The 11,577-nt window shown below is 69.4% G+C and carries 11 protein-coding genes; 5 read left to right on the forward strand and 6 right to left on the reverse strand.

What is annotated here, in order from left to right; translation table 11 throughout:
• Positions 1–76 precede the first annotated feature (76 nt).
• The 3 genes from G4H71_RS18835 to cofC form a co-directional block, all read right to left on the reverse strand.
• A complete protein-coding gene (locus G4H71_RS18835) occupies positions 77–1,003 on the reverse strand; it encodes an NUDIX hydrolase (RefSeq protein ID WP_072740282.1) in 927 nt (308 codons plus the stop codon).
• Between the two features lie 65 nt (positions 1,004–1,068).
• Positions 1,069–3,204 (reverse strand): RNA degradosome polyphosphate kinase, encoded by a 2,136-nt coding sequence (locus tag G4H71_RS18840; RefSeq protein ID WP_371843044.1) that lies wholly within the window; start codon positions 3,202–3,204, stop codon positions 1,069–1,071.
• A 123-nt stretch (positions 3,205–3,327) separates the two neighbouring features.
• Positions 3,328–4,086: a 2-phospho-L-lactate guanylyltransferase gene (cofC, locus tag G4H71_RS18845; RefSeq protein ID WP_072740280.1), complete on the reverse strand. Its 759-nt coding sequence runs from the start codon at positions 4,084–4,086 to the stop codon at positions 3,328–3,330.
• Between the two features lie 184 nt (positions 4,087–4,270).
• On the opposite strand from cofC, the gene G4H71_RS18850 reads away from it, so the two are divergent.
• The 3 genes from G4H71_RS18850 (at position 4,271) to G4H71_RS18860 (ending at position 7,596) form a co-directional block, all read left to right on the forward strand.
• Entirely contained in the window at positions 4,271–5,284 is a 1,014-nt protein-coding gene (locus G4H71_RS18850) for an NAD(P)H-dependent glycerol-3-phosphate dehydrogenase (protein WP_072740279.1), read from the forward strand.
• Positions 5,274–6,413: a cystathionine gamma-lyase gene (locus G4H71_RS18855; RefSeq protein ID WP_072740278.1), complete on the forward strand. Its 1,140-nt coding sequence runs from the start codon at positions 5,274–5,276 to the stop codon at positions 6,411–6,413. Before G4H71_RS18850 ends, G4H71_RS18855 begins: the two co-directional genes overlap by 11 nt.
• A gap of 76 nt (positions 6,414–6,489) precedes the next feature.
• Positions 6,490–7,596, forward strand: a complete 1,107-nt coding sequence (locus G4H71_RS18860; protein ID WP_072740277.1) for a D-alanine--D-alanine ligase family protein — start codon at positions 6,490–6,492, stop codon at positions 7,594–7,596.
• A gap of 34 nt (positions 7,597–7,630) precedes the next feature.
• On the opposite strand, the gene G4H71_RS18865 is transcribed toward G4H71_RS18860, so the two are convergent.
• Positions 7,631–8,272, reverse strand: coding sequence for a DUF3515 domain-containing protein (locus tag G4H71_RS18865; RefSeq protein ID WP_072740276.1), 642 nt, complete (start codon positions 8,270–8,272; stop codon positions 7,631–7,633).
• 121 nt (positions 8,273–8,393) lie between these two features.
• On the opposite strand from G4H71_RS18865, the gene G4H71_RS18870 reads away from it, so the two are divergent.
• Together G4H71_RS18870 and G4H71_RS18875 are read left to right on the forward strand one after the other, a co-directional pair.
• Positions 8,394–9,428: a thiamine-phosphate kinase gene (locus G4H71_RS18870; protein ID WP_072740285.1), complete on the forward strand. Its 1,035-nt coding sequence runs from the start codon at positions 8,394–8,396 to the stop codon at positions 9,426–9,428.
• A gap of 78 nt (positions 9,429–9,506) precedes the next feature.
• Positions 9,507–10,181, forward strand: coding sequence for a uracil-DNA glycosylase (locus G4H71_RS18875; protein ID WP_072740275.1), 675 nt, complete (start codon positions 9,507–9,509; stop codon positions 10,179–10,181).
• A gap of 42 nt (positions 10,182–10,223) precedes the next feature.
• Here the strand turns inward: G4H71_RS18875 and G4H71_RS18880 are convergent, their stop codons facing one another.
• Both G4H71_RS18880 and rpmB read right to left on the reverse strand, forming a co-directional pair.
• Positions 10,224–11,012, reverse strand: a complete 789-nt coding sequence (locus G4H71_RS18880; protein WP_072740284.1) for an enoyl-CoA hydratase/isomerase family protein — start codon at positions 11,010–11,012, stop codon at positions 10,224–10,226.
• A 142-nt stretch (positions 11,013–11,154) separates the two neighbouring features.
• Positions 11,155–11,346 carry a 50S ribosomal protein L28 gene (rpmB, locus tag G4H71_RS18885; RefSeq protein ID WP_072740274.1) on the reverse strand — a complete coding sequence of 64 codons (192 nt, stop codon included), beginning with the start codon at positions 11,344–11,346 and terminating at the stop codon, positions 11,155–11,157.
• Positions 11,347–11,577 lie beyond the last annotated feature (231 nt).

Consider the following 11,577-nt stretch of genomic DNA (forward strand, 5'->3'; position numbering starts at 1 on the left):
ACTCCCGTTCCGCCGCGGCCGACATCCAGTGGCGCCGGCTCTGCACAGAGCCGGCGCCACTGAGCGTGAGAGGCGTTCAGTTCCGGGGTAGCGGGCTGTCCAGATGATCCGCGGCCACCAATCGGCCCTCGCGTAGCGACAGGACCCAGGTGCTGGCCTTCCGGTTGCGCGCCGGGGGAAGCACGAGTCCGTCCCGGTCCGCCCACCACTGCATCAGATCCGGAATCACCCCGCCCTGGCTACACACCACCTGCACTCCGTTGCGGGACGCGATCTCGAGCATCCGCTCGCGGCCCACGGCCGGATCGGCGGTGTAGGACTCCTCGGTGAGCGCGGGTTCGAGATGGACCGGCGTCGCCAGGGACTCGGCCAGGGGTTCGACGGTCCGGACGCAACGGACGCGGTCCGCGGCGGACACCTCGGTGGCGTCGAACGCACGCAATTGCGCCACCAGAGCCTCCGCCTGCCGCGTACCCTCGGCATCGAGCGGCCGCTCGGCGTCGTCCCCGCGGTACCTCTTCCGGCTTCCTGCCTTGGCATGGCGGACGAGCAGCAGTGTGTCGGTGTCCGGATCCATTGCCAGGAAGCGCCGCAGGATTTTCCGGTCCATCGGATACGAGAGCTGATCGGCCGCATGCTCCGGTGTCAGCCAACGGAGTTCGTCCACCTCGTCGTTGGCGCGAAAGTGCCCCTCGGTGATCTGCGCTGCCCAGTACTCGACGCGTTTGAGCTTGCGATGCCCGGGAATCGGATATGTCTCCGCACGCAGGTACCGGCCCAGCCGGATCTCGAAGCCGGTTTCTTCGCGCACTTCACGAACCGCGGCGACCACGGACGTCTCGCCGGGATCGAGTTTGCCCTTGGGGAAGGACCAGTCGTCGTACTTGGGCCGGTGGATCAGTGCGACCTCGACACCGTGCGGTGAGTCGGGTGGCCGTCGCCAGATCACCGCTCCGGCCGCGAAGATGTTGGCTTTGACCTGTTTTCCGCTCGAGCTTCCCACCGGGCTCCATTCCTTCCTCGGTCTGCGGAGCGACGTGCGTCGTACGGTTCTCGGCAGCAGTCGCCTCAGGAGCCCGTGGACGAACGGCTGCGCATCAACGCGACCTGATGGTCCCGGACATCGCCGTCGTCCGCGGGTGACGCGGCCCAGCCACCGTCGGGTTGCAGGACCCAGCACCGGGTGCGCTGGTCGAGCGCGGAATCGAAGAGGTCACCGAGTTGGCCCGCCAGCCGGGCGTCCTTTACCTGAGCCATGACCTCGACCCGACGGTCGAGGTTGCGGTGCATCATGTCTGCGCTACCGATCCAGAACTCGTCGGCGCCCCGGAAATGGAAGATGCGGGAATGCTCGAGGAATCGTCCGAGTATCGATCGCACTTCGATGTTCTCGCTGAGCCCGGGGACTCCCGGCTTGAGCGCGCAGATCCCGCGAACGACGATCTGGACCGGGACACCGGCCTGGGACGCGCGGTAGAGAGCATCGATGACCTGCTCGTCGACGAGGGCGTTCGCCTTCATCCGGACTCCGGCGGTGGCTCCGGCCGCGGCGCGCTCGATCTCGCCCTCGATCCGTTCGACGATCCCCTTGCGGATCCCGTAGGGCGCGACGAGCAGGTTGCGGTACTGCGATTTCCGGGAGTAGCCGGTCAGTGAGTTGAACAGGTCGGTGAGATCGGCGCCGAGCTCGGGCGCAGCGGTGAACAGGCCCACGTCCTCGTACAGCCGGGCCGTCTTCGGATTGTAGTTTCCGGTGCCGATGTGACAGTAACGCCGGATCGCGGATCCTTCCCTGCGCACCACGAGGCACGTCTTGCAGTGCGTCTTCAGGCCGACGAGCCCGTAGACCACGTGGACCCCGGCCTGCTCGAGTTTGCGTGCCCACCGGATGTTCGCCTGCTCGTCGAACCGGGCCTTGATCTCGACCAGGGCGACGACCTGCTTGCCGGCCTCGGCGGCGTCGATGAGTGCGTCCACGATCGGGGAATCACCCGACGTGCGGTAGAGGGTCTGCTTGATCGCGAGTACCTGGGGGTCGTCGGCGGCTTGCTCGATGAACCGCTGCACGCTGGTGGAGAACGAATCGTAGGGGTGGTGCACGAGGACATCCCCCTCGCGGAGGGTGGCGAACACGCTCTTGGGAGTCTCCCGCTCACCGAAAGCGGGGTGGGTGGCAGGAACGAACGGTGCGTCCTTGAGACCGGGACGGTCGACCCCGTACACCTGCATGAGGCAGGTGAGATCGAGCAGGCCCGGCACCTGGATCACGTCGCCGGGATCGACGTCGAGTTCCCGCAGCAACAGTTCGAGCATGTGGTCCGTCATGTCGTCGGCGACCTCGAGTCGAACCGGTGAACCGAAGCGGCGGCGGGCGAGTTCACGCTCGAGCGCCTGCAGCAGATCCTCGTCCCGATCCTCTTCGACCTCGAAATCCGCGTTGCGGGTGATGCGGAACACGTGGTGTTCCGCGATCTCCATGCCGGGAAACAGCACATCCAGGTGCGCCGAGATGAGGTCTTCCATCGGGAGGAAGGCATCGATCGCGGTGGGCGATTCCGACTGGCGCACACGCACGAATCGATCGACGTTGTCGGGGACCTTCACTCGCGCGAAATGCTCTGCGCCGGTCGCCGAGTCCTTGACCGTCACGGCGAGGTTCAGACTCAGGCCACTGATGTACGGGAACGGGTGCGCGTGGTCGACGGCCAGCGGGGTGAGTACCGGGAACACCTGCTCCTGGAAATACACGGACAGGCGGGTGCGGTCGTCGTCGGCGAGGTCGGACCATCCGATGATCGAGATCCCCTCGGCATCCAGTGCCGGGCGCACCGAGTCGAGGAACACCCGGGCGTGCTTCTCCGAGATCTCCTGGGTACGAAGTGCGATCAGCGCCAACTGCTCACGGGGAGTCAAACCGTCCGCGGACCGTACCGACAGGCCGGTCTCGTCGCGTCGCTTGAGGCCCGCGACCCGGACCATGAAGAATTCGTCCAGGTTGGAAGCGAAGATCGCGAGGAACTTCGCGCGCTCGAGCAGCGGCATCGACGGGTCCTCTGCCAGTGCCAGCACTCGCGCATTGAAGTCCAGCCAACTCAATTCGCGGTTGAGGTAGCGATCTTCGGGTAGGCCGTCCAGTGCGGCACCGGCCGGGAGCGCGGCGGGCAGCGGCGTGGGAATGGCGACCGAGGAGCCGTCGATCCGGATGTGGTCGCGTCCGGAACCACTGCGGTCGGCGTCGGACGTGGACTGCTGGTCGAGGGTTTCGCGATCGCTCACTCCTCGATCATCCACGAATGTTTCACGGACCGACAATCGATGACGGAAAATTCACCTGGAGTCGTGATGTTCGTCGCTGTGTGCGAAGAGGGCCGGCGGAGCGAGCCAGTCCGCGAGTACCGCACCGGTGTGTGGTCCGACGCCGAGCGCCGTCGCGACCCGGAGGTCGTCGATGGTGTCCACGTCGGTGCGCAACCCGGGCCAGTGGCCGTGCAGCGATTGCGCGCCACCGTCTATGTGCCGGCGGGCACTGTCGGGGCCGAAGCCCGGGTCCAGGTCCCGGTCCGGGTCCACGCAGACCAGCGCCGCCGTACCGGTCCCGTGCCGGTCCACGACGACGGCCCGGCCCGGCCCGGCTCCGGCAGCAGCACCGATTGCCGCGGACAACTCGGCGGTCCGTAGCGCCGGCAGGTCCGCCTGCAGAGCCACCACGGTGATCCCGCGATCGACGCGACGGGCGTCCGCGGCCGCGGCGGCGAGGGCAGCGTTCAGACCGGCTTCGCCCCCGCCCTCCGTCGCCTCCCGCGGAAAGCGGTGCGGATCGGCGAACACCGCGGCTCCCGCCGCCGCGGCCGCGCGCCCGACCTCGGCGTCGGGAGTCACGACCGTCATCGCACCCACGCCGGGTACCTCACCGGCGGCGCGCAGGGTGTCCGCGAGCATCGCGAGCACCAGTCGCCGGCGGTCCGTCGCCCCCAGTTCCGCGGCCAGGCGGGACTTCGCCAGTTGCAGGTCCTTCACCGCGACGAGGACGTGTGCCTCACGTCGGCGGCCGCCGACGTGAGGAGACGCGGGTCCGAGCGGGCTCATCTCCGCAATCTTGCCAGCGCGAGGCGTTCGCGTCGTCCGGCGGCCCCGCTGAAGTCGCGCCGGGGCGGACCGTCGTCGCTGGCGATAGTCTGGGCCCGAGACGGAGGATGTCTGGTTCGCCGGCAGACGGCGAACCGAGATGTCGATCATCAGGACCACCTCGGGTGGAGAAACGGGGGCTCGCGTGAGCAGGGCAGCGGTATTGGGCGCCGGGTCGTGGGGGACGGCGTTCGCCAAGGTGCTCGCGGAGGCGGGAAACGACGTCACGCTGTGGGCACGACGCAGTGAACTGGCGTCGTCGATCGACCGCGATCACGTCAATCCGGACTACCTGGACGGCGTCGCGCTGCCGTCCGAACTGCGCGCCACGCACGACGCGACCGCCGCCATCGAGGGCGCGGACATCGTCGTCCTCGCCGTCCCGTCGCAGTCCTTGCGCGCAAACCTCACGGCCTGGGCGCCGGTGATCGGCCCGGATGCCACGCTGCTCAGCCTCGCCAAGGGCATCGAGACGGGAACGTTGAAGCGGATGAGCGAGGTGGTCCGCGAGGTGACCGGCGCCGACGAAGGGCGGGTGGCCGTGCTGTCCGGGCCGAACCTCGCCCGGGAGATCGCGCTGTGTCAGCCGGCCGCGACCGTGATCGGCTGCACGGACTCGGCCCGCGCGGAGCAGTTGCAGAAGGTGACCGCGACGGGGTACTTCCGGCCGTACACGAACACGGACGTCGTCGGATGCGAGATCGGCGGCGCGTGCAAGAACGTCATCGCACTCGCCTGCGGGATGGCATCGGGAATCGGGCTGGGGGAGAACACGATTGCGACGATCATCACCCGCGGTCTGGCCGAGGTCACGCGGCTCGGTGTGGCGATGGGGGCCAAACCGGCGACGCTCGCGGGCCTGGCCGGGGTCGGGGATCTGGTGGCGACGTGCGCCTCCCCTCTGTCGCGCAATCGTTCCTTCGGGGCCCGGCTGGGACAGGGCGGGTCACTCGAGTCGGCGCAGGCCGCCACGAACGGGCAGGTTGCGGAGGGTGTCAAGTCCTGCACGTCCATCCGGGCTCTCGCCGAACGTCACGGCGTGGAGATGCCCCTGACCGAGTCCGTCGACCGGGTGTGTCACGAAGGACTCGCCGTGCAGGACGCGATCGGCCTCCTGCTCGGCCGCAGAACGAAACCCGAGGTGCACCATGACTGGTGACGCGGCACTCGGAGACTCGACCCGATGCGTGAAAGCCGTGGCCGGGGATCATGGTCCGGGGGAGCCGATGCTCCGTGGTCCGGTGCCGGCCGCTCCGTACCGACTCGGCCCCGAGGACGCGCCGCAGACCGACACCTATGCGCGTGCCTCCCATCCCGGGTGGCGTGATCTCGAACGAGCGCTGGCCCTGCTCGAAGGGGCAGCGGGCGTGCGGGTCGTCGGTTCGGGGATGTCCGCCGCGGCGGTCGTACTCCGGTCGCTGGTCTCCGCCGGCGACACCCTCGTGGTGCCGCTCGACGGGTACTACCAGGTGCGGGCGCTCGCCGCCGATCTCGCGGCCCGGTCGGGGATTCGCGTCCGCGAAGTGGCCACCACGGCGATGGAAGGTCCGGAGATCGACGACCTGCTCGCGGAGACCCCGGGCCGCACCGTGATCCTCGCCGAGACCCCGTCCAACCCGCAGCTCGACGTGGTCGATCTCCGGAGGCTTGCCTCCCGGTGCGCCGCATCCGGTGCCGTCCTCGTCGTCGACAACACGACGGCGACGCCGCTGGGACAGAGGCCGCTGGAACTCGGGGCGCACGTGGTGATCGCGAGTGGCACCAAATCACTGAGCGGCCACAGCGATCTGCTCATGGGGTACATCGCGTCCTCGGACCCGGACATCCTGGCCGCGGTGGAACGCGAGCGGCTGCATTCGGGGGCCGTTCTGGGGCCGTTCGAGACCTGGCTCGCCATGCGCAGTCTCGGATCCGCGGGGCTGCGGATCGAGCGTCAGTGTGCGACCGCGGCCGCCGTGGCCGGGATGCTGGTGCATCGGCCGGAGGTCACCGGTGTCCGATATCCCGGCCTGGTGGACGATCCGTCACACGCCGTCGCGTCCCGGCAGATGCGACGGTTCGGTCCGCTGGTCAGCTTTCGGCTCGGCTCGGCCGACGAGGTGAACCGGTTCGTCGCGGCGGGGGACCTCCTCGTCCCGGCGACGAGTTTCGGCGGCCTCCACACCACGGTGGACCGGAGGGCCCGGTGGGGTGACGACGTCTCCGAGGGGTTCGTCCGGCTGTCCTGCGGGATCGAGGACACCGACGACGTACTCGCCGACCTCGATCGGGCACTCACCGCGCTCTGACCTCCTCACCGCGCTCTGACCTCACTGCCACGTCCCGCGGTGGAGCCGACGGTGCACCGACGGTACGGTTCAGGGCGTGAGCACCCCCCGCACCCGGGTGGCCGTCATCTTCGGCGGCCGCAGCAACGAACATTCCGTGTCCTGTGTGTCCGCAGGCAGCATCCTCGATCACCTCGACCCCGAGCGGTACGAGGCGGTTCCGGTGGGGATCACCCCCGACGGCCGGTGGGTGCTCGGGCCGGAGGATCATGCCGCACTGACATTCGCGGGCCGAGAACTGCCGCGAGTCGACGCCGGGGGCGCCGCGCTCGCCCTCACCGCCGATCCCACCCGCGGGGGTGACCTGCTGGCGATCGGCGAGGGTCGGGTGGGCGAGGTCCTCGCCTCGGTGGACGTCGCGTTCCCGGTACTCCACGGTGCGTACGGCGAGGACGGCACGATCCAGGGGCTGCTCGAACTCGCAGGCATCCCGTACGTCGGTCCCGGAGTCCTCGCCAGCGCGGCGGGGATGGACAAGGAATTCACGAAGAAGCTCCTCGCGGCAGAGGGGATCCCCGTGGGCTTCCAGGTGGTCCTGCGACCGGGCGTGGCCACCCTGACCGACGACCAGCGCGCGCGCCTGACCCTGCCGGTCTTCGTGAAGCCTGCCCGCGGTGGGTCGTCGATCGGGATCTCCCGGGTCACCGACTGGTCCGGGCTGGATGCCGCCGTGGCCAAGGCTCGCGAGCACGATCCCAAGGTGATCGTCGAGAGCGGCATCGCCGGCCGCGAGGTCGAGTGCGGTGTCCTCGAATTCCCGGACGGCGACGTACGGGCCAGCGTCGTCGCCGAGATCCGGATGCCGGATGCGGAGGCGGACGGTGAAGCGTTCTACGACTTCGACACCAAGTACCTCGACGACGTCTGCGAGTTCGACGTTCCCGCGGTCCTCGACGACGCGGTGAGCGATCGGATCCGGGACCTGGCGGTGCGCGCTTTCCGTGCTCTCGACTGCCAGGGCCTGTCCCGTGTGGACTTCTTCGTCACCGAGAACGGGCCGGTCGTCAACGAGATCAACACGATGCCCGGGTTCACCGCGATCTCGATGTATCCACGGATGTGGGAGGCGGCAGGCGTCGACTACCGCAGTCTGCTCACCACACTCGTCGACACCGCCCTCGCGAGGGGGACCGGGCTGCGTTGACGCCGACCCCGATCGGGTCCGGCGTGCCGCAACGTCAGGGGCCGGCGACCGGAGCCGGATCGAGTGGCTGAGCAGGGAGCGACCGCTGCACCACCGACGACAGTTCCTGAATCGGTGTCGGCCCGGCGCCGCCGGGAATGGTGACACCGACGTACACGCCTCGGTCGACGGCGAACCAGCTGCTCGCTTCGATTCCCTGTGCAGCTCCGGACACCTCGAACCACTGCACGCCGTCGACGACCTGCAGGGGCGAGGCCTGGTCGAATTCGAGTGGCCTGTCGAGTCCGCAGCGGAGCACGATGGGCTCGCTGTCCTCCCGCTGCCAGGCGGCGGCCGCGTCCGGGGCGGGATCGACCAGTTCGGCCCGGCGGAAGTCACCGACCTCGTCGGGAAGCGAGTCGATCACCGCGGTGCATTCGGGGGAGTCCGCCTGGGGGGCCGGGACCGTTCCCAGCGCCACCGGCCCGAGGTCGGGATCGCGGTTGGCGAGGACCGCGGCGACGATCAGCCCGATCACGAGAGCCACCGGAAGGGCTGTCGCCGTGGCGATCACGGCCGGATGCCGCCGGGGCGGGCTGTCGGCCGGGGCAGGCGCGGGAGTTTCGGGCTCGTCCGCGGTGCCCTCGGCGGGTGCGCCCGAGCGCTCGTCGTTCGTGCTGTCGTCGCTGTCCGGCATGGGAATCGTCTGTCCTCGGTGCTGTCACGCCCGCAGTGGGTGCTCGGTAACGTGTCGATCAGAGCCCAACGTACCGGACCGGCCGACTCGCGCCGGGATCCGGCCACAGCAGGAGGTAGTCATCACTGATCCCCACCGCGCCGGTGTCGACGACACCGGTTCCGGTCCCGCGGCTTCCGACACCGGCCCGACGGTTGCGGAGGTCGGCGAGTTCGGCGTCATCGGCCGTGCGGTCACCGGCCGCGTTCAACCCGACACGACGCTCGTGGGTCCCGGTGACGATGCCGCGGTGGTCCGTGCCCCCGACGGTCGAGTCGCGGTGTCCACCGACATGTTGGTGGAGGGCAGGCACTTTCGATGGGATTGGTCGGCTCCGGAGGATGTCGGCCGCAAGGCGATCGCTCAGAACGCGGCGGATGTCGCTGCGGTCGGAGCGAGGCCTACGGCATTCCTCGTGGCGTTGGGATGCCCGCCGCGAACACCGGCGCGGGTGCTCGACGCGCTCTCGGACGGTATCGGCCGCGCTGCGGAGGAACTCGGCGCGGGCGTTGTCGGTGGCGATCTCGTGCAGGCCGAGCAGATCGTCGTCTCGGTCACCGTACTCGGAGATCTCGGCGGACGTCCTCCGGTGCGGCGTGGTGGCGCGCGCGAAGGGGATGTGGTGGCGGTGGCCGGAGAACTCGGGGCCTCGGCGGCGGGACTGGCCCTGCTCGGCACCCTCGGTGTGGAACGAGCCACGGAGCTCTACCCCGAACTGGTACGAGCGCACCGGATTCCGACGCCGCCGTATCGAGCTGCCGAGGCAGCTGCCCGGGCCGGCGTGCATGCGATGACGGATGTCTCCGACGGGCTGGTCGCGGACCTGCGTCACATCGCCGTCGCATCCGGGGTGTCGATCGTGATCGACGCCGTCCCCGCCCCGCAGGCCCTGGTCGAACCGGCGCGGTCGCTGGGCGTGGACCCGGCGTCGTGGGTCCTCGGCGGCGGCGAGGACCACGCGTTCGCCGCGACCTTCGCCGCGACCGACCCGCTCCCGCCCGGCTGGACGAGGATCGGGTACGTCCGGGCGGGAAGCGGCGGTGTGACGGTGACCGGCGCGGAGCCGCACGACGTGGACACCGAGGACGGCGGCGGCTGGCAGAGCTTTTCGCCGTAGGCGACCGGGCTTCTCACCGCGGCCGAAGGCGGTATAAGTTGTCCCGCGGAACCCGAATCGCAACGGAGGATCGACTCGATGCCAGCAGCACTCGCCGAGATCGTCGATGCCGGATGGGCCACCGCCCTCGACCCGGTCGCGGATCGGATCACCGAGATGGGCGCCTTCCTGCGCGAGGAGAACTCGTCCGGCCGTGGCTACCTCCCGTCGGGACAGAACGTGCTGCGCGCTTTCACCCACGAATTCTCCCGGGTGCGGGTGCTGATCGTCGGTCAGGATCCCTACCCGACGCCGGGACACGCGGTGGGCCTGAGCTTTTCGGTGGCCCCGGACGTACGCCCCGTGCCGCGGAGCCTTGCGAACATCTTCGCCGAGTACAGTTCGGATCTCGGTTTTCCGACCCCGTCGACGGGCGACCTGACTCCGTGGGCGGAGCAGGGAGTTCTCCTCCTGAACCGGGTGCTCACCGTCACCCCGGGAACGCCGGCGTCACACCGGCGCAAGGGGTGGGAAGCAGTGACCGAACAGGCGATCCGGGCACTCGTGGCGCGACCGGAGCCGCTCGTGGCGATTCTGTGGGGGCGCGACGCCGCGACGTTGAAGCCGATGCTCGGTGACACCCCGGTCGTCGAATCGGTACACCCGTCGCCGCTGTCGGCCTCACGCGGATTCTTCGGGTCGCGGCCTTTCAGCCGCGCCAACGCACTGCTCGAAGGACTCGGGGCGCAACCGGTGGACTGGCGCCTGCCCTGAATCTGGCTCGCCTCCGGCTCAGTGACCTGGCTCGCCTCCGGCTCAGTGACTGTGGAGCGGGGCGAAGTCGGCTCGACGCTTCTCCACGAACGCATCGACGCCTTCGCGGCCGGCCGGGCTGTTCGCCGCGCGGGCGATCGAGGCGGCTTCGGCATCGAGCTGCCGGTCCAGCGAATTCGTGCGGGATTCGGCGAGCAGGGTCTTGATGCCCTCGTATGCGCTGGTCGGTCCGACTGCGATAGCTCGGGCCAGCCGTAGTGCCTCGTCCTGGACGAGGTCGTCGCCGACCAGGCGGCTCAGGATGCCCAACCGGGCGGCCTCGTCCGCTCCGAGGACGGAATCGGTGAGCAGGATCTCACGAGCCCGGCCGCTGCCGACGATGCGCGGCAACGTCCAGGACATGCCGCCGTCGGGAGTGAACCCGATGGTCGGGTAGGCGGGACGCAACTTCGTCGCGGGACCGCCGAGGGCGATGTCGGCCAGGCAGACCAGGCTCATCCCGGCTCCGGCCGCCCAGCCCTGGACTCCGGCGACGATGGGTACGCGCGCGGCGTCGAGGGCGCGTACCAGCCCGTGGAAGTTCTCGGCGACGTCCGCGACGTGCGCGCCCCGGTCGGGAGCCGCGGCGAAGCCACGCACGTTGCCACCCGCACAGAAGTTCGGGCCGGTACCGCGGAGGAGGATGCTGCCGATCCGGTCGCCCAGTTCGGTGAGCGCCCGGGTGCCCTGCGCCACTCCCTCGGAGTCGAGCGACGCACCGTGGTCGGCGGTGGAGATGGTGATGCTCAGGACGCCGTCCTCGAGCCGGACCTTGCTGTATTCGGCAGTCACGGTCTGCACACTAGCGTGGACGATCGGTGTCAGGGGAGACGGGTCTCCGGGGGAGTGCGGGGGAATACACGGTGGTGAACGCAACAGTGCCCGGCACCTGAATCGGTGCCGGGCACTGCCGAGAAACGCTGGTGGGCTCGCGTCAGCCGCGCGCGACCTTACCTGCCTTGAGGCAGGAGGTGCACACGTTGATCTTGCGGGTGTTACCCGGTGCGACCTCCGCGCGAACGGACTGGATGTTCGGGTTCCAGCGACGATTGGTACGCCGGTGCGAGTGCGAGACCGACTTCCCGAAGCCGGGGCCCTTGGCGCATACGTCGCAGACGGCAGCCATAGTCGCGAACTCCTTAGAGATAGTGCTGTGATGAGGAACTGTGCATTGCTGACCTCTTCGGAGCGCAACGAAACGAGCGACCCGTGCGAGGCAACCGTCTAAGAGTAGCCGGTCGTGCGGTGATTGGCCAAACCGGGCCGACCACGCGCTGCGGTGCAGCCTGCGGTACACCGGGGATGGGCCGCCGTCGCGGCGCCGACGGTACCGCCCCGTTACGCTGACTCACACTCG

The sequence above is a fragment of the Rhodococcus triatomae genome (genome assembly GCF_014217785.1).
GTDB classification, from domain to species: domain Bacteria; phylum Actinomycetota; class Actinomycetes; order Mycobacteriales; family Mycobacteriaceae; genus Rhodococcus_F; species Rhodococcus_F triatomae.

Bases quoted from the DNA above. Each gene is read 5' to 3' on its own strand.
- cofC (WP_072740280.1), bottom strand. From the start codon at position 4,086: ATGAGCCCGCTCGGACCCGCGTCTCCTCACGTCGGCGGCCGCCGACGT.
- G4H71_RS18855 (WP_072740278.1), top strand. From the start codon at position 5,274: ATGACTGGTGACGCGGCACTCGGAGACTCGACCCGATGCGTGAAAGCC.
- G4H71_RS18865 (WP_072740276.1), bottom strand. From the start codon at position 8,272: ATGCCGGACAGCGACGACAGCACGAACGACGAGCGCTCGGGCGCACCC.
- G4H71_RS18875 (WP_072740275.1), top strand. From the start codon at position 9,507: ATGCCAGCAGCACTCGCCGAGATCGTCGATGCCGGATGGGCCACCGCC.
- rpmB (WP_072740274.1), bottom strand. From the start codon at position 11,346: ATGGCTGCCGTCTGCGACGTATGCGCCAAGGGCCCCGGCTTCGGGAAG.